The 23,522-nt window shown below is 69.0% G+C and carries 22 protein-coding genes; 11 read left to right on the forward strand and 11 right to left on the reverse strand.

The features are described 5' to 3' along the window. Window positions 1-6: 6 nt before the first annotated feature. The 3 genes from cydB to cydC are packed head-to-tail and all read left to right on the forward strand — an operon-like array spanning window position 7 to window position 4,509. Window positions 7-1,089 carry a cytochrome d ubiquinol oxidase subunit II gene (cydB, locus tag ACFVHY_RS02145; RefSeq protein ID WP_390267789.1) on the forward strand — a complete coding sequence of 361 codons (1,083 nt, stop codon included), beginning with the start codon at window positions 7-9 and terminating at the stop codon, window positions 1,087-1,089. Continuing rightward, the gene (gene cydD / locus ACFVHY_RS02150) at window positions 1,086-2,807 is read left to right on the forward strand and encodes a thiol reductant ABC exporter subunit CydD (RefSeq protein WP_390267792.1); all 1,722 of its coding nucleotides are present in this window, start codon (window positions 1,086-1,088) and stop codon (window positions 2,805-2,807) included. The genes cydB and cydD overlap by 4 nt, the downstream gene beginning before the upstream one ends. Then, window positions 2,797-4,509, forward strand: a complete 1,713-nt coding sequence (cydC, locus tag ACFVHY_RS02155) for a thiol reductant ABC exporter subunit CydC (protein ID WP_390267795.1) — start codon at window positions 2,797-2,799, stop codon at window positions 4,507-4,509. The genes cydD and cydC overlap by 11 nt, the downstream gene beginning before the upstream one ends. A 23-nt stretch (window positions 4,510-4,532) precedes the next feature. Here the strand turns inward: cydC and ACFVHY_RS02160 are convergent, their stop codons facing one another. Then, window positions 4,533-5,609, reverse strand: coding sequence for an IS110 family transposase (locus tag ACFVHY_RS02160; protein ID WP_390267798.1), 1,077 nt, complete (start codon window positions 5,607-5,609; stop codon window positions 4,533-4,535). 571 nt (window positions 5,610-6,180) lie between these two features. Here ACFVHY_RS02160 and ACFVHY_RS02165 point away from each other — a divergent pair. After that, entirely contained in the window at window positions 6,181-7,419 is a 1,239-nt protein-coding gene (locus ACFVHY_RS02165) for an IS110 family transposase (protein WP_390268801.1), read from the forward strand. Between the two features lie 137 nt (window positions 7,420-7,556). On the opposite strand, the gene ACFVHY_RS02170 is transcribed toward ACFVHY_RS02165, so the two are convergent. The 3 genes from ACFVHY_RS02170 to ACFVHY_RS02180 all read right to left on the reverse strand — a co-directional run bounded on the left by ACFVHY_RS02170 (window position 7,557) and on the right by ACFVHY_RS02180 (window position 10,184). Further along, a complete protein-coding gene (locus ACFVHY_RS02170; RefSeq protein WP_390267801.1) occupies window positions 7,557-9,056 on the reverse strand; it encodes an aldehyde dehydrogenase in 1,500 nt (499 codons plus the stop codon). A 129-nt stretch (window positions 9,057-9,185) separates the two neighbouring features. Next, on the reverse strand, window positions 9,186-9,821 hold the full coding sequence (locus tag ACFVHY_RS02175) for an LON peptidase substrate-binding domain-containing protein (protein WP_390267804.1): 636 nt from the start codon (window positions 9,819-9,821) through the stop codon (window positions 9,186-9,188). 54 nt (window positions 9,822-9,875) lie between these two features. Further along, on the reverse strand, window positions 9,876-10,184 hold the full coding sequence (locus ACFVHY_RS02180) for an antibiotic biosynthesis monooxygenase family protein (RefSeq protein WP_390267807.1): 309 nt from the start codon (window positions 10,182-10,184) through the stop codon (window positions 9,876-9,878). Window positions 10,185-10,294: 110 nt separating this feature from the next. Here ACFVHY_RS02180 and ACFVHY_RS02185 point away from each other — a divergent pair, with 110 nt between their 5' ends. Beyond that, on the forward strand, window positions 10,295-11,125 hold the full coding sequence (locus ACFVHY_RS02185) for an alpha/beta fold hydrolase (protein WP_390267810.1): 831 nt from the start codon (window positions 10,295-10,297) through the stop codon (window positions 11,123-11,125). Between the two features lie 69 nt (window positions 11,126-11,194). On the opposite strand, the gene ACFVHY_RS02190 is transcribed toward ACFVHY_RS02185, so the two are convergent. Next, window positions 11,195-12,145 carry a hypothetical protein gene (locus tag ACFVHY_RS02190; protein WP_390267813.1) on the reverse strand — a complete coding sequence of 317 codons (951 nt, stop codon included), beginning with the start codon at window positions 12,143-12,145 and terminating at the stop codon, window positions 11,195-11,197. Window positions 12,146-12,307: 162 nt separating this feature from the next. After that, a complete protein-coding gene (locus ACFVHY_RS02195) occupies window positions 12,308-13,204 on the reverse strand; it encodes an A/G-specific adenine glycosylase (RefSeq protein ID WP_390267816.1) in 897 nt (298 codons plus the stop codon). Here ACFVHY_RS02195 and ACFVHY_RS02200 point away from each other — a divergent pair. Both ACFVHY_RS02200 and ACFVHY_RS02205 read left to right on the forward strand, forming a co-directional pair. Next, window positions 13,203-13,856, forward strand: coding sequence for a carbonic anhydrase (locus ACFVHY_RS02200; protein WP_390267819.1), 654 nt, complete (start codon window positions 13,203-13,205; stop codon window positions 13,854-13,856). The two genes, ACFVHY_RS02195 and ACFVHY_RS02200, sit on opposite strands and share 2 nt — an antisense overlap. 133 nt (window positions 13,857-13,989) lie before the next feature. Further along, window positions 13,990-14,760 carry a hypothetical protein gene (locus tag ACFVHY_RS02205; RefSeq protein WP_390267822.1) on the forward strand — a complete coding sequence of 257 codons (771 nt, stop codon included), beginning with the start codon at window positions 13,990-13,992 and terminating at the stop codon, window positions 14,758-14,760. Between the two features lie 29 nt (window positions 14,761-14,789). On the opposite strand, the gene disA is transcribed toward ACFVHY_RS02205, so the two are convergent. Then, window positions 14,790-15,875 (reverse strand): DNA integrity scanning diadenylate cyclase DisA, encoded by a 1,086-nt coding sequence (gene disA / locus ACFVHY_RS02210; RefSeq protein WP_055475230.1) that lies wholly within the window; start codon window positions 15,873-15,875, stop codon window positions 14,790-14,792. A 107-nt stretch (window positions 15,876-15,982) separates the two neighbouring features. Between disA and ACFVHY_RS02215 the strand changes: the two genes are divergently transcribed. Continuing rightward, window positions 15,983-16,531 carry a PaaI family thioesterase gene (locus tag ACFVHY_RS02215; RefSeq protein WP_055475229.1) on the forward strand — a complete coding sequence of 183 codons (549 nt, stop codon included), beginning with the start codon at window positions 15,983-15,985 and terminating at the stop codon, window positions 16,529-16,531. A gap of 22 nt (window positions 16,532-16,553) precedes the next feature. Here ACFVHY_RS02215 and radA read toward each other — a convergent pair whose 3' ends face one another. Both radA and ACFVHY_RS02225 read right to left on the reverse strand, forming a co-directional pair. After that, a complete protein-coding gene (gene radA / locus ACFVHY_RS02220) occupies window positions 16,554-17,933 on the reverse strand; it encodes a DNA repair protein RadA (RefSeq protein WP_390267826.1) in 1,380 nt (459 codons plus the stop codon). Between the two features lie 86 nt (window positions 17,934-18,019). Continuing rightward, window positions 18,020-18,703, reverse strand: a complete 684-nt coding sequence (locus ACFVHY_RS02225) for a hypothetical protein (protein ID WP_390267829.1) — start codon at window positions 18,701-18,703, stop codon at window positions 18,020-18,022. Between the two features lie 446 nt (window positions 18,704-19,149). Here ACFVHY_RS02225 and ACFVHY_RS02230 point away from each other — a divergent pair, with 446 nt between their 5' ends. The 3 genes from ACFVHY_RS02230 to ispF are packed head-to-tail and all read left to right on the forward strand — an operon-like array spanning window position 19,150 to window position 20,825. After that, window positions 19,150-19,638 carry a CarD family transcriptional regulator gene (locus tag ACFVHY_RS02230; protein WP_004020903.1) on the forward strand — a complete coding sequence of 163 codons (489 nt, stop codon included), beginning with the start codon at window positions 19,150-19,152 and terminating at the stop codon, window positions 19,636-19,638. A gap of 30 nt (window positions 19,639-19,668) precedes the next feature. After that, window positions 19,669-20,361 (forward strand): 2-C-methyl-D-erythritol 4-phosphate cytidylyltransferase, encoded by a 693-nt coding sequence (ispD, locus tag ACFVHY_RS02235; RefSeq protein WP_226512552.1) that lies wholly within the window; start codon window positions 19,669-19,671, stop codon window positions 20,359-20,361. Then, window positions 20,358-20,825, forward strand: coding sequence for a 2-C-methyl-D-erythritol 2,4-cyclodiphosphate synthase (gene ispF, locus ACFVHY_RS02240; RefSeq protein WP_055475225.1), 468 nt, complete (start codon window positions 20,358-20,360; stop codon window positions 20,823-20,825). Before ispD ends, ispF begins: the two co-directional genes overlap by 4 nt. Here ispF and ACFVHY_RS02245 read toward each other — a convergent pair. Both ACFVHY_RS02245 and ACFVHY_RS02250 read right to left on the reverse strand, forming a co-directional pair. After that, the gene (locus tag ACFVHY_RS02245) at window positions 20,822-22,054 is read right to left on the reverse strand and encodes a nucleotide disphospho-sugar-binding domain-containing protein (protein WP_390267834.1); all 1,233 of its coding nucleotides are present in this window, start codon (window positions 22,052-22,054) and stop codon (window positions 20,822-20,824) included. The genes ispF and ACFVHY_RS02245 overlap by 4 nt on opposite strands. Then, window positions 22,051-23,406: a hypothetical protein gene (locus tag ACFVHY_RS02250; RefSeq protein ID WP_390267837.1), complete on the reverse strand. Its 1,356-nt coding sequence runs from the start codon at window positions 23,404-23,406 to the stop codon at window positions 22,051-22,053. Before ACFVHY_RS02250 ends, ACFVHY_RS02245 begins: the two co-directional genes overlap by 4 nt. Window positions 23,407-23,522 lie beyond the last annotated feature (116 nt).

Raw genomic sequence — 23,522 nt, forward strand, 5'->3', positions numbered from 1 at the left:
GTGCTCATGAGTCTCGAAGAAATCTGGTTCCTGGTCATCGCGTTCCTGTTCGTCGGGTATTTCGTACTGGAGGGCTTCGATTTCGGCGTCGGCATGCTGATGCCGATCCTCGGTTCGAGTCACACCGGTGGCGACGACAAGGTCGCCGCCGACGATCCCGAAGCCGACCCCGACAAACGGCGCCGCGCGCTCCTCAACACCATCGGCCCGGTCTGGGACGGCAACGAGGTCTGGCTCATCACCGCGGGCGCGGCGTTGTTCGCGGCCTTCGGCGGTTGGTACGCAACCATGTTCAGTGCGTTCTACCTACCGCTGTTCCTCATCCTCATCGGGCTCATCGTGCGGGTCTGCGCGATCGAGTGGCGGGGCAAGATCAACAACCCCCGCTGGCGCGTGTGGTGCGACGTCGGAATCGGACTGGGTTCCTGGATTCCGGCGATCCTGTGGGGTGTGGCGTTCGCCAACATCGTGCGCGGGCTCCCGATCGACGCCGACGCCCAGTACACGGGTGGGTTCTTCAACCTCCTCAACCCGTATGCCCTGCTCGGCGGCGCCACCACCCTGCTCGCGTTCCTCACCCACGGTGCGGTGTTCATCTCGCTGAAGACCTCCGGTGTGCTGCAGGAGGATTCGGCTCGCTACGCTGCCCGGCTGGCCTGGCCTACGCTGATCGCGGCCGCCGTGTTCCTGCTGTGGACCCAGTTCGCCTACGGCAGCTCGTGGACCTGGATTCCGGTGCTCATCGCCGCCGTCGCCGCGGTGGGCATGGTGGCCGCCACCCAGATCCGCCGCGAGGGTTACGCATTCATGTTCACCTGCGTCGCGATCGCCGGCACGGTCGCCACGCTGTTCGCCGTTCTGTTCCCGAACACGATCCCGTCGACCCTGAATCCGCAGTGGAACCTCACCATCGAGAACACGTCGTCGAGCGATTACACCCTCACGATCATGACGTGGGCGGCCGTGCTCATCACCCCGGTGGTGATGGGCTACCAGGCCTGGACCTACTGGGTGTTCCGAAAGCGACTGTCGGTCGCGCACATCCCGGACCCGGCCGGACTTCCGTCGTTGCGAATCCCGAGCAAGTGAGACGCACCGCCCGGCCCCCGCTCGACCCCCGGCTGCTGCGGTATTCGCCGACGACGCGGCGGTATGTCGGGGTCACCGCGGCGTTCGCGGTGGCCGAGGTGGTCGCGCTCATCGTGGTGGCCGCGATGGTGGCGTCGATCGTCTCGGAACTGATCGTGTCGCCCGGGGCGCGGTCGTTCGCCGCGCAGGGCGTTCACCTGATCGTGTTGGCCGCAGCACAGGCGGCCCGGGCCGCGATGGCATACGGACACGACCGGTACGCGCACCGCGCCGCCGAGCGTGCGATCGCGGAGATGCGTGCCGAGGCCCTCGATGTCCTCACCGATCCGGCCCGCATGTCACCGCAATCGCTGACGGCGATCCGCGAACACGCGAGCACCGTCCTCCTGCGCGGGCTGGACGCCCTCGGGCCGTATCTGTCGGGTTACCTGCCGGCCCTGGTGGCCGCGGCGGTTCTGACGCCGACGGTCACGGTGGTCATCGCATTCGCCGACTGGCCGTCGGCGCTCGTCATCCTCCTCACCCTGCCCCTCATCCCGCTGTTCATGGTGCTCGTCGGACTGATGACGCGCGATCGCACCACCCGCAAGCTGGCGACGATGAGCCGGCTGAGCGCCCAGCTCCTCGACCTCATCGCCGGATTGCCGACGTTGCGCGCACTGAACCGGGCCGGCGCCCCGGCGGTTCGGGTCGGCGAACTCGGTGAAGCGCACCGCCGCAGCACGATGAGTTCGCTGCGGGTCGCGTTCCTGTCGGGCGCTGTCCTCGAGTTACTGGCCACGCTCTGCGTCGCACTGGTCGCCGTGGGGATCGGTCTCCGTCTCGTCTATGGGGAGATGTCTTTGTACGCGGGCGTTTTCGCGTTGATCCTGGCGCCGGAGGCGTACTTGCCGCTGCGTCGGGTCGGCATGCAGTTCCACAATTCCACCGACGGCCTCACCGCAGCCGAGCAGGTCTTCGAGCTCATCACACCGCCGTCTGAGGCGGCCCCGCTGTCCGCCACCGGGAATCGCGGGGTCAGCGTAGCCGGCGAACCGATCACCGTGCTCGACGTCGGCATCCACGGGCGCGACGGATGGGCACCGGAGTGCCTCCGCACGACGATCGAACCCGGGGCGCTGACCGTGTTCGCCGGACCGAACGGGTCGGGCAAGTCGACGATGCTGGCGGCGATGATGGGCCTGCTCGCTCCGGACGCGGGATCGGTGCTGATCGGGTCCACCCCGGTCGGTCAGGCCGATCCGGCGGCGCTGCACGAACAGATCGCCTGGCTGCCCCAGCAACCGGTGATCGTGCCGGGCACGGTCGCCGAGAACCTGGAGCTGTTCGGCGCGCTGGACCGCGACGCCTTCGAATCGGTGTCCGCGGCAACAGGCTTCGCCGCAGTCCTGGGTGAACTGCCGGGCCGGTTCGGCACGGTGCTGGGAACCGGCGGGGTCGGGCTCTCCGCGGGACAACGGCAACGCCTCGCCCTGACCCGAGTCCTCGCCTCGCCGGCGCCGCTGCTGCTGCTCGACGAACCGACCGCCCACCTCGACGAGGCGTCCGAGCGCGACGTGTTCGCCGCACTCCGCGATCGCGCTCGGGCCGGGGACACCGTCGTCGTGGTGGCGCACCGGGGAGTCGCCCGCGAGTACGCGGACCGGGTGGTGTACTTCCCGGCGGCCACCGGCACAGCAGCCGCGGGCACGGCCGAGGAGGTGGACCATGCGCGGTGATCCGTTGATCCGGGCCCTGGGCTTCCTCGGCCTGCGCCGGCGTCCCGCGCTCACCGCGCTCGCGCTCGGTGTCGGCGGCTCGCTCTCGGCCCTCTTCCTGGCGGCGCTGTCGGCCTGGCTCATCACCCGTGCGTGGCAGATGCCGCCGGTGCTGTACCTGTCGGTCGCGATCACCGCGGTCCGGGCGCTGGGTATCTCGCGCGGAGTGTTCCGCTATCTGGAACGGCTGGCGACCCACGATCTCGCCCTGCAGGCCATGGCCACCGCGCGGCAGCGCGTGTACACGGCGTTGGCGTTGGGCGCACCGGGTTACTCGGTCACGTTGCGGCGGAGTGAACTGCTCAACCGGACCGGTGACGACGTCGACGAGATCGGCAACGCCCTCATCCGCGGCCTCATCCCGATCGGCATCGGTGCCACGACATCGCTTGCGGCAGTGGTGGTGATGGCGCTGGTCTCGGTGCCCGCGGCCGTGGTGCTCGCACTCGCGCTGGCCGTCAGCGGCGGTGTGGCGCCGTGGCTGGCCGCACGCGGTGGTGCCCGGTCGATCCGCGACGGCGCGCAGGCCGCGTCCGAGGCCACGGAGGCCGCCACGACGGCGCTGTGGCACGCGCCTGAACTCGTCGTCGCACGCAGACGCCATCGCGCGCTGGCAGCGGCCGCAGCGGCGGATCGCCGCCATCTCGACGCCACGGACCGGGGTATCCGGTGGCAGGCATCCGCCGCGGCGGCGACTCCGCTGGCACTGGGTGCGTCGTTGATCGCGGCATGCGTCATCGCCGTCGAATTGGCCTCGGCGACCTCGGGTTCGCTCGCCGGGGTGAGTTCGGGGGCGGGACTGACGCCGATGATCCTCGGTGTGCTCGTCCTGCTGCCGCTGTCGGCCTTCGAATCCACGGCGCCGCTCACCGAGGCCGGGCTGCAGATCGAGCGGAGCCGACAGAGTGCGGCCAGGCTCATGGCGCTGGTGGACGGGGCGCACGCCGACGGAACAGTCGATGTGACCGACGCCGAGGTGTATCGGTCTCCGGTGCGTCTGAGGACCACGGGCTTGCGCTGGGGACACCGAGATCGGGAGGTCCTCGGTCCCGCGGCTGGCGTGGATCTCGACCTGCGACCTGGTTCGCGTCTGGTGGTCACGGGCCCGAGCGGGGCGGGGAAGTCGACGCTGCTCCTCACCCTCGCAGGTTTGTTGCCGCCGATGGCCGGGGACGTCGAGGCGGTCGATGTCGGCGACGGTTCGATTATCGGGTTACGTTCGGCGGGATGCTATTTCGCCGAGGAGGCACACATCTTCTCGACGTCGGTCCGCGAGAACCTGCGCGTCGCCCGCGGTGACATCACCGACGAGGAGATCGACACCGCGCTGGCGGCCGCCGGGCTGCAGCGCTGGGCCGCAGCACTTCCCGACGGTCTGGACACCGTCCTCACCGGTGGGGCCGATGCGATGAGCGGCGGGCAGCGGCGGCGACTGCTGCTCGCCCGCGCACTGCTGCACCCCGGGCGTGTCGTCCTGCTCGACGAACCGACCGAGCATATGGACGAGGCGGACTCCGACGAGCTGTTGCGGCGCCTCCTGGGGATCGAACGGGACCTGTTCGGGCCCGACCGCATCGTCGTCGTGGTGACCCACCAGCCGCCGGCCGATACCGGTGCGGCAGCGGTGCTCGAGTTGGCGGGCGGGCCCCTTTCTGCTCCCTGAGGTGCGAGCGAAGCGAGACGGTCCTATAGCTTGTCAAGTGCTCCGAGGTCGGTGGTGAGGTCGCGGAACACTTCGCGGGCGATGTAGCGCTTGAGGCAGCGGAGGATGTCTTTCTTCGTTTTGTGTTCCGCGGAACGGCGCTCGACGTAGGCCAGGGTCGGTGGATGGGATTTCATGCGTCCGACCGCGATCATGTGCAAAGCACTGTTGGCTTGCCGGTCCCCGCCCCGGTTGAGCCGGTGGCGGCTGGTTTTGCCCGATGATGCCGGTAACGGGGCGGCGCCGACGAGTTTGGCGAACCGTGCCTCGGTCCCCATCCGCTCGACGTTGTCACCGGCGGTGATCACCAGGCGGGCGGCGGTGACCGGCCCGATCTGCGGTCGCGACAACAGCGTCGGCACCAGCTTTGCCAGCAGTCTGTTGAGTTCGCGGGTCAGGGCACGGACTTCCTGTTGGGCGAGCCGGTGTCGGTCGAGCAGCGAACGTGCCGCACGCACGAACGCCGCAGCCGGCGCCGACAGATCAGCCTTCTCAGCCGGCACCGGTAGGCCCTTGATGAACGCTGCCCGCTTGGCCACGGTGCGCGCCTGGCGGGCCTGATCGGCGAACTCGACGGGCGCGGTGGTACACAGATCCCGGATCTGGTTACCGATCCGGGTGGCTTCCTCAACGGCCGAAGTCCTTGCCACAGTGAGCATTCGAACCGATTCGACTGTGCCGCGGGTGTCTTTGGCGACCGCGGTCGCACGGCCGGTGATGACCGCCATCGCCGCGGCGTAGGCATCGAGTTGATCGGTCTTACCCTTGGCGTAGCGGCGCGGCAGGTCCGGGGTGTTGACCTCGATCACCGTCACCCCTTCGGTGGTGAGCATGCGTGCCAGACCGGCCCCGTAGGAGGCGCTCGATTCCACCGCGGCGAACTCGACTCGACCGAAGCCACACGCCCACTGCCACAACTCGGTGTAGCCGGCGGTGGTGGTCGGGAACTCCCGATCAGCCAGCGGGCGGCCGTCGGTGGCGACGATCGCGGCGTGATGGGTCTGTTGATGGGTATCGACTCCGAGTACGACCACTTGCGTGGTCACTGTTGTCTCAGCCATTCTGGCGGTGTCTCCTTCACTGCGGTGTGGGATGACCTCGCCGGGGCGGGTGGACAGGACAGTGAAGAGTCACGGCCTACCAGCCAGACAGGGTCCTAATCAGGTCACACCCGCCCCGGCCCTCAAGGTCACTTGGTGCGGGTAGCCGACCGAGGTTCCGGGCCGACACATCTCGCCCATGACAGCACCGTCAGCCACGAAGTAAGTCAGACCCAGACCCGGTCAACCACCCACACCCATTCTCACTGCCACGAAGGGCTCCGCAGCGTGCCTCACCAGGCCCTTCGTGGCTCGTCGCTATCGCTCCTCGCACCTCAGTATCTGCGGCCTGGCGGCCGTCGTGGGGGTCGAAGAGTTCGTGCTGGTCACCGGCGCGTGGGGGGTTGATAGTGGAGGGGTGGGATGCGGTGACCTTGAATTCCTCCCTTGTGCCGAAGAGCCAGTACCTCAGTGTGAGGCGCGGGGCCTGCCACGGGAATCGTGGATTGTTGCTACGAGCACGCGGATTAGACTCCTGCATTTGTTCGCCCCGTCCGCAGCCCACTTTTCGAGGACTCGAAAGGAGACCGAGATGGAAGTGCTGCATCCCCGATGCGCCGGGATGGATGTCTCCAAAAAGGATGTGAAAGTCTGTGTCCGCCTGGCTAGTCCGGGCCGAAAGACGGTGCAAGAGACCACAACCTGGTCGTCGATGAGCCGTGACATTCTGCGGCTGCGGGACTATCTGATCGCCGAGCAGGTGACGTGTGTGGTCATGGAAGCCACCGGCGACTACTGGAAACCGTTCTACTACCTCCTCGAAGACGCCCCCTTCGAGGTGATGTTGGTCAACGCCCACGACGCCAAGAACCTCCCGGGCCGCAAAACCGATGTGTCGGACGCGGCGTGGTTGGCGCAGCTGGCCGCCCACGGATTGTTGCGGGCCTCGTTCGTGCCGCCTGAACCGATCCGACGGTTACGCGATCTGACCCGCACCCGCACCGCGATCACCCGCGAACGCGGCCGCGAGATTCAACGGTTGGAGAAAGTCCTCGAAGACGCCGGCATCAAACTGTCGGTGGTGGTCTCCGATATCAACGGAGTCTCGTCGCGATTCATGTTGCAGGCGCTGGTCAACGGTGAACGCGATCCCGCCGTGTTGGCGGAGTTGTCGGTGAAACAACTCCGCCGCAAAATCCCCGCGTTGACCCAGGCGTTGCAGGGCCGCTTCACCGACCACCACGCGTTCCTGGTCGAGTTGCATCTGGATTTCATCACCGAACACACCACCCGGATCGACGCGTTGACCGAGCGCATCGAGAAGGTGATGGCGCCGTTTCAAGCCAAACGCGACCTGATCTGCACGATCCCGGGTATCTCCACCACCACCGCCGATGTGATCATCGCCGAGACCGGCGGCCAGATGGCCCAGTTCCCCACACCAGGCCATTTGGCCTCCTGGGCGGGGGTCTGCCCCGGCCAGCACCAATCCGCCGGCCGGATCAAGAACGTCAAAACCCGCCCCGGTAACCGTCACCTCAAAGGTGCTCTCGGGGCTACAGCGTTATCGATCGCCAGCCACAAAGGCACCTTCCTCAACGCCAAATACCGGCGCCTGGTCCGCTCTCGCGGCAAACCCAAAGCGATCGTCGCCCTCGAGCACACCCTGCTCACCGTGGTCTGGATCATGCTCACCGACAACGTCGTCTACGACGAACCCGGCCCCGACTACCACCAGCAACGCCACCCCGAACGCACCAAGAACCGCGCCATCTACGACCTACACAAACTCGGATACGAAGTCACCATCACACCCCACGGAGCGGCCTGAGCAGCCACCTCACCACACTCTTCGGATTAGGGAGCAATAGTCAGCGGCTCTCTGCCTGTGGGCGGGCACGAAACAAGAATCGGGGCCGAACGTACACGTCGTCCGGCCCCGGTTCCCCCCTGTGAGAGGCGGGAGGTCTAACCCGTGGACACCTCGTATCCCATCGGCAGCATCGTCGACTTGTGCTCGAGGAAGGACTCGAGACCTTCGCGGCCGTTCTCGCGGCCGATGCCCGAGTTCTTGTAGCCGCCGAACGGTGACTCGGGATCGATGGCGTACCAGTTGATCCCGAAGGTTCCGGTGCGGATCTTGGTGGAGATCTCGATCCCGCGCTCGACGTCGTTCGTCCACACCGTGCCGGCGAGCCCGTAGCTCGAGTCGTTGGCGATGGCGATGGCCTCGTCGACGTCGTCGTAGGCGATCACCGACAGTACGGGCCCGAAGATCTCCTCCTGCGCGATGGCCATGTCGTTGGTGACGCCGGTGAAGATCGTGGGGGTGAGGAAGTAGCCGGAGTCGAGTCCGGCCGGCCGCTCGCTTTCCAGAACCGCGGTGGCGCCGGCCTTCTTGCCGAGTTCGACGTACTCCTCCACCTTGTTCCGTTGGTTCTCGGTGATCAGGGGTCCGAGCTGGGCCTCCGGATCGGACGGCAGCCCGACCTTCATCGCCTTCGCGGCCTCGACCATCGCGGCCACGATCTCGTCCTGTCGGCTGCGCGGCACCAGGATTCGCGTCTGGGCGACGCATGCCTGGCCCGTGTTGAACAAGCCGAGGAACGTCAACATGAAGGCGTTCGCGGCGAGGTCGACGTCATCGAGGACGATGGCGGCCGACTTGCCACCCAGCTCGAGCGAACACCGCTTGAGGGTCTGGGCGCACGCCGCGCCGATCGCCTTGCCGGCCGCGGTCGAACCGGTGAAGGTGATCTTGTCGACGTCGGGATGTGCGACGAGCGCCTGCCCGGTCTCGGTGCCACCGGTGACCACCGAGATCGCCTCGGCGGGAACGCCTGCCTCGATGAACAGCTGTGCGACATAGTTGCCGGTCATGGGGGTCTCGGGTGCGGGTTTGAGCACCACCGAGCAGCCCGCGGCCAGCGCGGCACCCATCTTGTTGCAGGTGATGAACAGTGGGACGTTCCAGGCGCATATCGCGCCGACGACGCCCACCGGTTCGCGGGTGATCCGCGTGGTGCCGAACAGGCCGGTGCGGTATTCCTCCCACTGATAGTCGCGGGCGGCGTTGGCGTAGGCGCGCAGGACGCCGGTGCCGGGGAGCTGTTGGAGGGTGCTGATCGCGCTCGGCGGCGCGCCCATCTCGGCCGACACGAGCGCGGTGATCTCGTCGCCCCGCTCGTCGATCAGATCGGCGACCTTCGCGATGATGTCGGCGCGCTGTGCGGGCGGCGTCGAACTCCAGATCCCGGAGTCGAAGGCCGCGCGCGCCGCGCGGACCGCGGCGTCGACGTCGGTGGCATCGGCGAGCGGTACCGAACCGACGCGCTCACCGGTGGCGGGGGAGTGGACCTCGAGGGTCTCGGTGGAATGGGGATCGGCCCACCGGCCGCCGATGAGCAACTGGGGTTGATCGCCCCCGCCGGTGAGGGTGGCGGGTTGGGACTCCACGGTCTCGGTCATTACGCGTGTGCTCCTCAGAGGACGGGGCCCTGTCCGGGCGTGGGCGGCTGACAGCCGCCGACGGACAGGTGTGAACTACGGCACACGCAATACTAGAACACGTTCTAACTCTGATGCCAGGGGTGGTCGTCAGGAACTCCCGAAGGCCACCCGGGCCTCCATCCCCTGCATCACGTCGTGGAGGATCTCGATCTGATCGGTCGGGTCCTCGGCCTCGAGGATTCGTTGCTGGTCATGCGGTTGTCCCGCCGTCTGCGCCGCCCACCGGTGGATGGGCGAGAGGTCCGCGGCCCGGGGATCGGAGTCGATGAGGGCGAAGGCGGCGATGATCGGCTCGGGGTCCTCGCCGGCGGCGCGGAACTTCCGCCGGATCAGCTCGCGGTGTCGTTCGGCGAGGTCGCGCAGACGGGCAAGATCGGAGCGGCTCGGGGTCCGCTCGGGCAACACCGTGATGCGGGCGCGGGGATATGGATCGTCGGGCAGCCACTCCTCGACCCGGAACCGGCGTCGGCCGATCGCGGTCAGCGTCGCGCGGCCGTCCGGCAGCCGGCCGGTGATCTCGGCGTGTGCCAGGGTGCCGACGCGGCAGCGTGACTCGCCGCCGCCGACCTCGGAACCGCGCTCGATCAGCACCACGCCGAATCGGACCGTGGGTGGATCGGTCGAGGTGTCGACGTGGTCGTCGAGCATCTGGCGATACCGCGGTTCGAAGATGCGCAGCGGCAGTTCCGCGCTCGGCACCAGGGCGGTGCCGAGCGGGAACATCGGTGCGACGAGCGTCTCGCCCGCCGCCGGTTCAGGGGTCAGGGCGTGCTCGTCTCAGGACCTGGGCCGAGCGTCGAGCACGACCTCGAACTCGAGCAGATCGGCACCCGAGGCGACCGGCTTCGCGCGCTCACCGGAGTGCGCCTCGCGGGCCGGGCCCGCCGACCAGGCCTGGAAGTCCTCTTCGGACTCCCACTCGGTGACGACGAAGTAGCGGTCGTCACCCTTGACCGGACGCAGCAGCTGGAATCCGAGGAACCCCTTGGACCCGTCGACCGAGTGGGCGCGATTGGCGAACCGCTTCTCCAGTTCGGGGCCCGCACCCTCGGGGACGGAGATGGCATTGATCTTCACAACAGACATGCGTCCACCATAGGCGCTGCGCGGGGGCGGTCGTCTGCGGAACGACGACACGGCGGTCGGGCCCGTGCCGGTCGTCGGTGGCATTGAGGTTCTGCGACTACAGTTCTGACATGTTCGACGGTGAGGTTCCGCAGGAGACCGGACTTCGCGACCACGGCGGTCCCGAAGTCGCGGACGACGCGAACGGATCGTCGACCACAGTCGAGCGCGCGGCGCCGCCCATCGTGTTGGTGCACGGCCTGATGGGCCGCGGACGGACATGGCGCCGCCAGGTCCCGTGGCTGCGCCGGTACGGCCGGGTGTTCACCTACGACGCCGCCTTCCACACCGGCGCCGACGCCGAAGAGCCCTGCGACGACAGCGAACTCGCGACGGAGCGGTTCGTCGCCGACCTCGCCGAGGTCCTCACCTGGATCGACCGCGGGCCTGCGGTCCTCATCGGGCATTCGATGGGAGCCCTGCACGCCTGGTGCGCGGCGGCGGAGTACCCCGAACTCGTCGCAGCGCTGGTCGTCGAGGACATGGCCCCCGACTTCCGCGGCCGGACCACCACGAGCTGGACCCCGTGGTTCGAGTCCTGGCCGGACCGATTCGCCTCCGAGGCCGAAGCCGTCGAGATGTTCGGGCCGGTGGCCGGCCGCTACTTCTTCGAGGCCTTCGACGACGGCCGGTTACACGGTCGGATTCCGTTGTGGGCCGCGATCGCCGAGGAATGGGGCCGACGCGACTTCTGGACGCAATGGCGTTCGGTCGGCGTGCCGGCGCTGCTGATCGAGGCCGAACACGGGGTCACCCCGCCGGGGCAGATGCGGACGATGTGCGCGGCCAACGACCACGCCCGGTATCTCCGCGTGCCGGATGCCGGACACCTGATCCACGACGACGCGCCACATGTGTATCGCGGTGCGGTGGAGGCATTCCTGTCCGGCCTCGACCGCTGAGACCGCTGCGCAACGTGATTCGGGGCGTACACGACGAATCGTGTACGCCCCGAGAAGGAACGGGTGGCGTCAGGCCGGGTCGGCCGGCGCGATGGGCGCGCCGTTGAGCCGGCGCCAGCAGTGCACCAGGAACAGCTGGGCCACCGGAGCCGCGACGATGAGTCCCACGTAGCAGAGGAGCACACCGACGAGGTTGATGGCGTAGGTGACCAGCAGGGTCAGGATCGAGTCGCCGACCTTCGACTTGGTCAGCTCGAAGGACGCCTTCATCGCGTTGATCGGCGACAGGCTCTTGTCGATGGTCGCGACCACCGAGAACATCAGGAAGAACATCGCGACGATGCCCGGGATGATGCACAGCGCGTAGCCGATACCCGTGATGAGGCCGACGAGGATCGCGGTGCCGATGACCGGCCCGAAACGGATCGGGGTCAGGAACGACTTCGCCGTCACCGGTTCGCCGTTGGCCACCCGGACCGCGCCCGAGATGATGCTCGCCTGGATGTAGAGGAGGCCCAGGATGAAAACGAGGTACACCAGGCCGAGGAGGATCCCGCCGCCAAGGCCGAGCGACGTCTCCTCGTAGTAGAAGCCGTTGCCGTAGTCGACGGTCTCGGTGGTGCCGAAGAGCGAGACCGCGGAGAACCCCACCGCGATGAGTGCCGCGCCCAACAGGAACACCGCGAGGCCCGGCAGGATCATCGCGCCGACGTTGTTCTTGAACTTGCCGAAGGCCCACGAGAACGCGGTGCCCACGTCGATCTTGCCCGAATCCCCCGGTGCGCCGTAGGGATCGGGAGCTCCGGGGTACGCTCCGGCATCGCCGTACTGCGGCCCGCCCGGAGGCGGCGGAGGCGGCGCCTGGCCGTACTGCGGCTGCTGGCCGTACGGCGGTTGCTGGGGAGGCTGCTGCCCGTACTGCGGCGGCTGCTGCCCGTATTGGGGCGGCTGCTGCCCGGGGAAGCCGCCCGGTTGCTGCGGGTCCGGCGGCGGGACAGGGGGATACGGCGGCTGACTCATGGATCGGGACATTAGCAACGATCCGGGCGTGGTGGGAGACTATCTCCGAACGATCAAACGACTGGTCAATGAACCCGGCACGGATTATGAGGTCTGTCATCGCCGGCTCGAGCGGAGTTCCGGTACAGCCGTCTCAGAGCCGTTCGGCGGAGTCCCGCGGAGCTATGCCTCGCCGGCGAGGCAGTAGCGTCCGCTCGCGGTGATCTCCACGAGCCCGTCGACGAGCAACGAATCCAGGGCCCGGTCACGCTGGGCGGTGTCGGAGGTCCATACGACGTCGAGTGCGGCGCGGTCGACGGCGTCGTCGGTGTTGCGCAGGACATCCAGGAGCAGACCGCGCACCTGACGGTCGGTGCCGGCGAACTTCTGCACCCGGCGTGGCGGTCCGGCGTGCGTCGGCCGGCCGAGGCCGACCCAGGTGCAACCGTCGACGAGAGGGCACTTGTCGCACTTGGGGTTTCGGGCCGTGCAGACGAGCGCGCCGAGTTCCATCAGCGCCGCCGAGAAGCGGGGCGCGTAGGCGGCGTAGGTGCCGTCGGCGGACCGGGGGAGCAGCGCCTGCGCGTCGGCGAGATCCCGCCGCGACGGATTCGCCGGTTGTTCGCGCCCGTGGACGGCGCGGACGATGACCCGCCGGACGTTGGTGTCGACGACCGGCACGGCCTGCCCGTAGGCGAAGCAGGCGACCGCCCGGGCGGTGTAGTCCCCGATCCCGGGCAACCCCAACATGGTCTCGACATCGTCGGGAACCCGATCGTCGTGATCGGCGGCCAGCACCTTGGCGCACTCGTGGAGGCGGAGCGCGCGCCGCGGATAGCCGAGCTTGCCCCACGCCCGCAGGACCTCCCCGGCCGGTTCAGCCGCCATCGCCGACGGGACCGGCCACCGCCGGACCCACTCCCGCCAGGGTTCGACCACCCGGGACACCGGCGTCTGCTGCAACATGATCTCGCTGATGAGGATCTGCCAGCCGCTACACGACGGGTCACGCCATGGGAGATCCCGTTCATGCATATCGAACCAACCGAGCAGATGGCCCGATGGCACACTATTGGGCATGACCGCAACGACACCACGGCAGGCCTGGCGCATCCTGCGCGACGGCAACGACCGATTTGTGACAGGTGAATCTCAGCATCCCAGCCAGGGTATCGAGGACCGTGCGCGGCTGGCCGCCGGCCAGCACCCGCACGTCGTGCTGTTCGGTTGCGCCGACTCGCGACTCTCGGCCGAGATCATCTTCGACCAGGGCCTCGGCGACATGTTCGTCGTCCGCACGGCCGGCCACGTGATCGACTCGGCCGTCCTCGGCTCGCTTGAGTATGCCGTCGAGGTACTGCAGGTGCCGCTCATCGTGATCCTCGGGCACGACAGCTGCGGTGCCGTCAAGGCCACCCTCGACGCGCTCGACGACAACCAGATCCCCGGCGGATACATCCGCGACGTCGTGGAGCGCGTGACCCCCAGCATCCTCGCCGGCCGAAGCGAGGGCCTGTCGCGGGTCGACGAGTTCGAGGCCCGCCACGTGGTGGAGACCGGGCAGCTGCTCATGCAGCGCAGCCGCATCATCGCCGACCGGATCAGCACCGGACGCCTGGCGATCGTCGGCCTGACCTACCGGCTCAGCGAGGGACAGGTCAGCGTGCAGGGCGTGTACGGGGATATCGGCGAACGTCCGTCGCCCACCGCGGTGGCGGCCGAGTCCGCCTGACGCCGTATTCGTCTCCGTATGCGGTGGACCTGAAGGCGAACTCTAGACTTTGCCTGCTCGGGACCGCTTTCCCGCTGCGACACGCCGCACGTGGTGAACCAGAAGTCAAGACCCGGCCGTTAGCGTTGTGGTCGTGATCGAACCCCAGGGCCCACTGCCACCCGAGATCTACTGGCGACGCCGCGTCGTCGCCGTGGGTGGTGCGCTGGTCGTGGTCGGTCTGGTCGTCGCACTGATCGTGTGGATGACGTCGGGAAGCGGGGATCCGCAGAACACCGCAGCCACCGCGAGCGTGTCGTCGAGTTCGTCGGCCTCGTCGACGACATCCGCGCCACCCGCGTCGGAGCCACAGGCGGGTGGCGCCTCCGGTGAACCGGATACGGGGGGCGGCGCCGGCGGCGGGGCGGGTGCTCCGGCGGGGCCGCCCGCGGGGTCCGCGACCCCGGTCGAATCGGCAAGTCCAGCAGGCGTTCCCGGAGCGGCCGGTGGGCCGGCCCTGTGCCCGGATCAGGCGATCTCGGTGGTCCTCTACACCGACAAGCCCACCTACACGATCGGGCAGAACCCGGTGTTCACCATCGTGACCACCAACGCGGGACTGTCCGAGTGCACCCGCGACGTCGGCAAGGCCGTGCAGAACGTCATCGTCCGCACCCTGGACGGCACCCGGACGCTGTGGTCGGCGCGCGACTGCTCGCCGCTGAACACGGTCAACAACGTGGTGCTCAAGCCTGCGCAGCAGGTCAAGGACACGATCACCTGGTCGGGCACCACCAGCAGCCCCGGTTGCGAGCGCCCGCGGACCCAGGTGCCCGCCGGCTCCTACTCCGCCATCGGCAAGATCGGCGAACGCGAATCGTTCCCGATCACGTTCAACATGGTCGCCCCGGCCCAACAGCCCTGAGCGACGGTCACGTTCGCCGGGCCAGGCTACTAGTCGTAGCGCTCGATGCTGGTCTCGGCCAAGCGGGACAGCCCCTCACGGATGTGGCGAGCCCAGATGCTGCCGATACCCTCGACCGCCTGCAGATCGGCCGACGAGCTCGCGAGCAGCGCCTGTAGGGTCCCGAAGCTACGCACGAGCCGGTCCACGTGGGCGAACTGCAGTCGCGAGATCCGGGCGAGCAGACGGTAACCGCGGGGACTCATCGCCGTGTCCTGGGCCTCGATCGTCGTCGGGTACCCGAAGGCCCCGGCGAGCAGGGTGAGGTCGAGAAGGTCTGCGTCGCTGAGGTTTTCGACGACCTCGAGCGCCTGCCGGACATCCTCGGCGGTCGCCGGCTCAGGGCTGGCGTAGTAGTCGCGGACGAGCAGTTCGCGCATGGTGTCGTTGTCGCTGATCAGCTCCTCGAGCTGCAGGCTGACCTGCCGGCCGTTCACACCCAGTTCGAGGACGTACTCCTCGATCTCGGCCGACACACGACGGACCATCTCCATGCGCTGGGCGGTCGACATCGCGTCGCGCAGCAGCACGTAGTCCTCGATCTCCGCGCGCGACAGCGCCGAGATCACCTCGTCGAGCCGGGCCTTGTACCGCTCGAGGGTGGCCAGCGCGACGTTGGCGCGGGACAGGATCGGGTCCGGGCTCTCGACGACCCGGCGGGCGCCGTCGACGTAGACGCTCACGATCGACATCGACGCGCTCACCGAGATCACCGGATGCCCGGTCTGGATGGCGGTCCGCTCCGCCGCGCGGTGGCGGGTGCCCGACTCCTCGGTCGGGATGGAGGGATCGGGGACCAGCTGGACGTTGGCCCGCACGATGCGCTTGCCGTCGGTGGAGAGCACGACGGCGCCGTCCATCTTGGCGAGCTCGCGCAGTCTCGTCGGCGCGAACTCGACGTCGAGGTGGAAACCGCCGTCGCAGATCTTCTCGACGTCGGAGTCGTGTCCCAGCACGATGAGGGCGCCGGTCCCGCCGCGCAGGATGCGTTCGAGGCCGTCACGAAGCGGCGTGCCGGGCGCGACGCGCGCCACCGTGTCGCGCGTCAGCTCGGATCTGACCACCTCGGCAACCATGACTTCCCTCCAGTGACCCGTCCGTCCCGCCGGGACGGCGCGCCCACCCGCGCCGGGCCGGATGCCAGCGGCGTCGGCCGTTCTGATGGTGACTAGGGTACCGGGGTGTGAAGAGCAGCAGTTTCGTGGTGCCCGACGACCTGGACGAGGTGGAACGCCACCCGAAGGCGGCCAAGCCGGGCGAACCCGTCCGCATGCACAACCCGACCTGCTACGGCTGCGGACCGGACTCCCCGCAGGGCCTGCATCTGGTGGTGCATGCGGGTGAGGGGTTCACCGTCGACGCGTCGATGGAGGTCGAGACCCGGATGGAGGGCGGCCCCGGCGTCATCCACGGCGGCATCCTGAGCACCGCGTTCGACGAGGTGATGGGCACCATCCCGCTCCTGATCGGGCCCTCCGGGGTGACCGTGCACCTCGAGGTGGATTACATCCGGCCCATCCCGGTGGGCTCGACGCTGCAGTTCACCGGCACATTGCTGGGCCGACAGCGCCGCAAGATCTTCACCGAGGCGGTCGCCCACATCGGCAATCCGGACGAGCCGGTTGCCAGCGCACACGCGATCTTCGTGACGATCGATGTGCGGAAGCACTTCGCCGCCCATGTCGAGAAGAGCGCCCGGGCGGAGGAGTACAAACGCCGGATGTACCCCTAGGCGTAGCGGCCAGGGGGCCGGGTCAGAAGGGCGCGTCCACCGGATCGGCGTCGCGGAGACCGACGGCGTCGCCGAGGTTCGCGACGCGCAGGATCCGGATGCCCGTCGGCAGTTCCTCGTCGGTGGCCTCGGGGATGATCGCCTCCCGGAAGCCGAGACGCCTCGCCTCGGCGAGTCGGCGCGCGACCGCCGAGACACGACGGACCTCACCGCCGAGCCCGACCTCGCCGATGACCACCGTCGACTGCGGGATCGGCTGGTTCTTCACCGTGGAGTACACGGCGAGCGCGATCGCGAGATCGGCGGCCGGCTCGGTCACGCGCATGCCGCCCACCGTGGAGAGATATACCTCGCTCTTCGCGATCTGCTTCAGACCCCCGCGTGCCTGCAGGACCGCGAGCACCATCGAGACGCGGTTCATGTCCAGGCCGGAGACCGCCCGACGCGGAATGTTCATCTCGGTGCCGTTCGCCAGCGCCTGGACCTCGCCCACCAGCGCGCGTTTGCCGTCCATGGTCACCAGGGTGGCGCTGCCACTCACATCCGAATCACGTTGATGCAGAAAGATTCCGGAGGGATCCGGGACCTGATGGATGCCGTCGTCGCGCTGTTCGAAACACCCCACCTCGTCGGCCGCCCCGAACCGGTTCTTGACACCGCGGACCATGCGTAGCGTCGAGTGCCGGTCACCCTCGAACGCGAGTACGACGTCGACGAGGTGCTCCAGCGACCGCGGGCCGGCGACCGCGCCCTCTTTGGTGACGTGGCCGACGAGGATGACCGCGACCCCGCGGTTCTTGGCGAGCGAGACCAGTGCGGTCGTCACCGCCCGGATCTGGGTCACGCCGCCGGTGACGCCGTCGGCCCCGGAGGCGACGAGGGTCTGTACCGAGTCGACGATCATGAGCGACGGCGCGACGGAGTCGACGTGGCCGAGGATCGTCGCGAGGTCGGTCTCGGCGGCCAGGTAGACGTTCGGATGCACCGCGCCGGTGCGCTCGGCCCGCATGCGGACCTGCCCGGCAGATTCCTCGCCGGTGATGTAGAGCGCGGTGCGGCCCTGTGCCGCCCAGTGTTTGACGGCTTCGAGCAGCAGCGTCGACTTGCCGACGCCGGGCTCACCGGCCAGCAGGATGACCGAGCCCGGGACGACGCCGCGGCCCAGCACCCGGTCGAGCTCGCCGATGCCCGTGGGGATCGCGGCGGACGATTCGGCGTCGACGTCGGTGATGCGCAGAGCGGGGCTCGACGGCGCGACCGCGGCGGTCGAGCGCGCCGACGGTGCCGGCCCGGCCACCTCGCCGATGGTGCCCCATTCGCCGCACTCGGGGCAGCGGCCCACCCACTTGGGCACCTGATGACCACACGCGGTGCAGCGGAAGGACGACTTGGTTCTGGCCACCCGGTCAGCCTAGGTGGCGAGGCCGACAGAACGAGCGAGGCCCGGCGTGTGCCGGGCCTCGCTAGTGGAAGTTGTTCGACCGGTGGTCAGTGGCCGCCTTCGCCGTGACCCTCGCCGTCGGCGCCGTGTTCGCCGGTGCCGGCCCCGGAGCCCTCTTCGCCGTGGCCCTCGTCGCCGTGATGCTGGTTGTAGAACGTCGGCTCGGCGTTACGTGCCACGTCCTGGCGCTCGAGTTCCGCGCCGCCGTCGACCGGGGCGTCGACGGTGGTCTGGCCGGCATCGACCCAGCGGCCGTCGGCTTCGCGCTTCTCGAACACGAACGTCAGCTCGGTCGTCAGACCCGCCGCGACCGTGTCACCGGTGTTGTCGAGCTCGACGCTGAGGCGCTTCTCGAACTCCGGGTTGGCGCCGACCGGGGTGCCGCCGCGCAGCGCCCCGGTCGGCGGGATGATGCGGTCATCGGCCTCGGCGCCCTCGATGAAGGTGACCTGGCCCTCCTCGGGGTTGATCCCCTTCAGGCGGTAGTAGACCAGCGGATCGGAGTTGGCGATGACGAACGCCAGCTCGAACGGTCCGCCGTCGCCGAAGACCGTCGATGCGTCGTTCTCGGGGTAGAGGATCTGCACGTCGCGGAGCTCGAGTTCGTCGTAGTTGACGTTCGCGCCGTTGATCGCGGGCAGCTGATTGGCGGTCTGCGAGATCTGACCCGCACCGCAGCCGGTGGTGCCGAGGGCGACGGCGATGCCGATCGCGGCAACCGCGGTCACCATGCGAGATGGCCGAACCGCCGACCGCCGCGCGGAAAGTGATAGCACTGACACCCGATCCTCCCAGGTCAAACGAAGCCGACATGCAGCGCGCGAAACCCTGCACTACGCAGCGTAGTGGGCGCGGTGCGGAAAAGTCCGGCCGGGTACCCGATTGGTCTGTCGCCGTCGCCGGCGCCACGGCCCCGCAGCGGTCGCCGGGTGGTCGAGCCCACGTCGTCCCAGGGGTCGGCGGGCGGTGCCGGGGAGCCCGGTCGACACCGTGGTGGGGCGTACCCCGCGCCAGGCCGACGGGGAGCTCCGGTGGGGTAGCCCACCCTCACCGCGCACCCCTCGCGACCTCGCAAGAGCCTGTCATGAAACCTGTTCACCGCGTTGACCTGCACCGTTGGGTGGGTGCCTCGGAACGCCCGTGCTAGACTGGCTTCACTCGAAAGGGGCAAGGAACATTGAATTTCAAAGTTGGCGACACCGTCGTTTACCCCCATCACGGTGCTGCCCGGGTCGAAGACATCGTGACCCGGACCATCAAGGGTGAGCAGATCGAATACCTTGTTCTCAAGGTTGCCGACGGTGACATGACCGTTCAGATTCCCTCGACGAAGCTCGAGTACGTGGGCGTTCGCGACGTCGTCGGGCAGGAAGGTCTCGATCAGGTCTTCCAGGTTCTGCGGGCCCCGCACACCGAGGAGCCGACCAACTGGGCGCGCCGGTTCAAGGCGAACCAGGAGAAGCTGATCTCGGGCGACATCATCAAGGTCGCCGAGATCGTCCGCGACCTCTGGCGTCGCGAACAGGATCGTGGGTTGTCGGCCGGTGAGAAGCGGATGCTGACCCGAGCCCGTCGCGTTCTGGTCGACGAGTTGTCACTCGCCCAGAACACCGACGACGAGAAGGCCACCAGCATGCTGGACGAGGTCCTCGCCGCCGCTTCCTGACCGCCGGTCGCACCTGGTTCAGGACTCTTCGTGACACCTACGCCGGAGCTTTTCGGCGCAGAAGTCTGTGTCATCATCCCGGCCGCCGGGTCGGGAACCCGACTCGGTGAGCCGGTGCCCAAGGCCTTCGTGGATGTGGGTGGACGGACGATCATCGAGCGATGCGTTGACAACATCCCCGCCTCGCTGGGGGCGACCGTGGTCGTCGTGGTGCCCGCCGACCTCGTCGAGCGGGCATCGGCGTTGCTGACCGGCGTGCGCGTCGTCGCCGGTGGCGCTCACCGGTCGGATTCGGTGCGCGCCGGCATCGCCGCCGCCGGTGGCGCCGGCATCCTGCTCGTGCACGACGCCGCGCGACCACTCACCCCCGCGCGGGTGTTCACCGACGTCGTCGCCGCGATCCGCGCCGGGCATCAGGCGGTCGTCCCCGCCGTTCCCGTCGTCGACACCCTCAAACAGGTCGAGCCCGGCCCGGCCGGTCTCGAGCGCGTGACGCGGACCGTCGACCGCGAGGAGTTGCGCGCCGTGCAGACCCCTCAGGGTTTCGCCCGTGACGCCCTCCTCCGTGCGCACGCCGATGACGCCGGTATCGCGACCGACGACGCCGGCCTCGTCGAGAGATGCGGAATCGATGTCCACCTCGTCCCTGGAGACCCGCTTGCCATGAAGATCACCACGCCCTGGGACCTGCGTATCGTGCGCGACATGGTCGGTGGGCGATGAGGGTCGGCATCGGTACCGACGCCCATCGCGTCGACGCGTCCGCCGAGTGCTGGATGGTCGGTCTGTATTTTCCCGACGAACCGGGGTGTGAAGGCCACTCCGACGGCGACGTCGGCGCCCACGCGCTGTGCGATGCGGTGCTGTCGGCGGCGGGTCTGGGTGACGTGGGTTCCGTGTTCGGCACCGGTCGCCCGGAGTGGGAGGGTGTCTCGGGAGTCCAGATGCTCTCGCACGTACGGACTCTCATCGAGGCCGACGGGCTCCGCGTGGTGAACGCGGCCGTACAGGTGGTGGGCAATCGGCCCAAGATCGGACCGCGCCGTGCGGAGGCGCAGCAGGTGCTGTCCGACGTGCTGGGCGGCCCGGTGTCGGTGTCGGCGACCACGACCGACGGCCTGGGCATGACCGGCCGCGGCGAGGGGATCGCCGCGGTGGCCACCGCGCTGTTGGACGCCGCGGGCTAACCCCCCGCGCTCAGCAGGATGTCGCAGGCCCGGCCGGTGGCCTCGGCCGGCGGGGTGAGACGCGCGGCGAGACCGGCCGCGCCCGCCGCCACCGCGGGATCGGTGAGGGGGGCCAGATCGTCCGGGCCGAACCGGGCGAGACGATTGCCCGCTCCGGCGCCGGCTCTGCGCAGGGCGGCCGCCCACATCGGCTGATCGGCGCTCAACCACGCGACCACCGACGGGATACCGGCGCGCGCCACGGCCGCCGTGGTGCCGGCGCCACCGTGGTGAACGGCACCGCCGCACTGCGGCAACAGGAGCTCGTGGTCGACGGGCCCATCGATGTGCAGCAGCCGGTCGTGGTGTGGCAGCGGGTGTTCGGTGTGCCCGATGACGCGCAGGCCGCGGGCGAGCAGAGTGGTCACGATGGCGGTGATCTGCTCGCTGCTGATCTTCATGCTGCCGAAACCGACATAGACGGGCGGTTCGCCCCCGCCGATCCAGTCCAGCGCGGCGGCCGTCGCGTCGTTCCCGGTCGCCATCGCACTCCGGGTCGCGTTGTCGGGCAACAGGAATCCGACCAGCGGACGCTGCGCGCCCCACTCCTCGTCGAGACCGGGGAAGAGCGCGGCGTCGTAGGCCTGGATCTCCGGCACGCCCCGCGCCCGGAGTCGGCTCCCGAGTTGGCCTTTCGCGGCCGGTAGGTCGAGTTCGTGGCGGAGTCGACGGTCCGCCCCGCGCACCGTCAGCCAATAGGTGCGGTCGGCGAGCAGCCACATCGCTCGCGAGACGGGCCGGGGGTAGCGGCGGTAGCGGACGTCGAGGCTCGCGTTGGGCCGCAGCGGACAGAAGTGCAACGGCACGAACGGGATTCCACGACTCTGTGCGATCGCCTCGCCGCGGTCCTGGGCGAGCGGACCGGTCACGAGCAGATCCGAGGAGTCGGCGAGCTCGCGCATCACGCGCTCGGAGGTCGCGCGCCCGTGTTCGGCGACCTCGCCGAGTGCACGCAGACGTACGCGCGGGTTCTTCGATTTGAGGCGTTCTTTAACCAGAGGGCTCGCGAGGAGCTCGGCGGTCGACGGTGCCAGCACCTCGGTCGGCAGACCCGTCGCGGCGGTCATGTCGACCAGATCCTCCGGTACGGCCAGACGTACCCCGTGTCCGCGCCGGGTGAGCTCGGCGCCGAGCGCGATCGCCGGCTGGATGTCACCCCGGCTGCCGTGGACCGCGAATGCGAACCTCATGCGCCCCAGGGCTTTCCCGAGATCCCCCAGGCGGTGAGCTCGTCGTCGACGAGGGACCGCAGGGACGCGGCGTCGGGGATGCGGACCGGGTCGAGGGAACTGACGCTGAACATCACGTGGCCGTCGTTGATCGCGAGCCAGCCGCTGACACCGCCCTTGCGGTCGCGCAACCGCACCGGGTCGCCGGTCGCGGTGATGGCCCGGATCGACAGTGCACCAGCGGTTCCGGTGCCGAGCGTCGCGAACTCGTCGGGGGCCTGGCCGACGTTCGACGCCAGGCACAGCGGTGTGGTCACCTTGGACGCCAGGCGCCGCGTGATCGACGGGCTCAGCGCCTGCAACACGACGGCTCGTTGCGCGACGGCGCCCGAGTTCGCGGCGAGTCTGCCGTAGGCGTCCTTGCATGCGGTGCGCACCGCGGTGAGGTCGTCGTAGCGCCCGGGGACGACCTCCACGAAAGCCGTTGCGCCCGAGCTGGCGTTGGCCCGCCGGTCGTCGAGCGTGCGGGAGGAGACCGGCAGCGAGACCGGGACGACGTCCCCTTCCGACACGCGACCGCTGCGCTCGAGGATGCCGACCATCAGGGCGGCGAAGAGACTGTTGTCGGTGCCCCCGCGGGACTTCGCCGCCCCGGTGTAGTCCGCCTGCGGGATCAGGACCGTGACATTCGGCGCGGTCTCGGCGCTCGAGACGTCGGTGTCGGGTGTGGGCCGGCCGGTCACCCGCACGGGGGAGGGCGGCGGGGTGGACCGGCTCGCCCGCCAGATCCGCGCCGCGGTCGTGCCCGCGGTCCACAGCAGGTCCGCCGCATCGCGGACGTCGGAGACGAGGCCGGGTTCGGCGCCGGGCACGTAGTCGAGGCCGTGGATGGCCTCGATGACCGCGACCGCTCCGGTGCCGCCGTCGGCGATGACATGGGAGATGATCAGCGAGACCAGCACCGAGTCGTCGGCGGCCGCGCGGGCGACGACGAGCCGCCACGCCGGCCCGTTCTCGAAGTCGAGTGGGGCGTCCGCCTGTGCCCGCCCCCAGGCCTCCTCGTCGCCGGCCGGTACCGGTTCGGTCTGCACCGAGACCGCGCCCGCCTCCGGGGTGTAGCGCCAGTACGCGCGGCCGGGTCCACGGTGTCGGGTGACGAGCCTGCTCAGGCGCCCATAACGCAACTTCTGGCCGAGTGCGGTGATGGTGTCGACGTCGACCGTGCCGGGGAACCGCCAGAGCGTCTGGTTCACGACGGGGAGGCCGAGGACGACGTCCATCCGCACGAACAGGTCGTCATCGGCGGTCAGGCGGTCGACGACGACCTCCGGTGCCGACGTGCGGTCGGGGCGGACCAGGGATGTGAAGTTCATGTCTGCCTTGCCGTTGGTGGGTGTGCGCGGTCCGTTCGAGGGTGCCCGCGGTCGTGGGTGCCCGCATGGTCGGTCCCGGTGCGTAGCCATGCTAAGGTAAGCCAACCCTAGGTCGG

This window comes from Gordonia sp. NPDC127522, from assembly GCF_042672305.1.
GTDB lineage: Bacteria > Actinomycetota > Actinomycetes > Mycobacteriales > Mycobacteriaceae > Gordonia > Gordonia hongkongensis.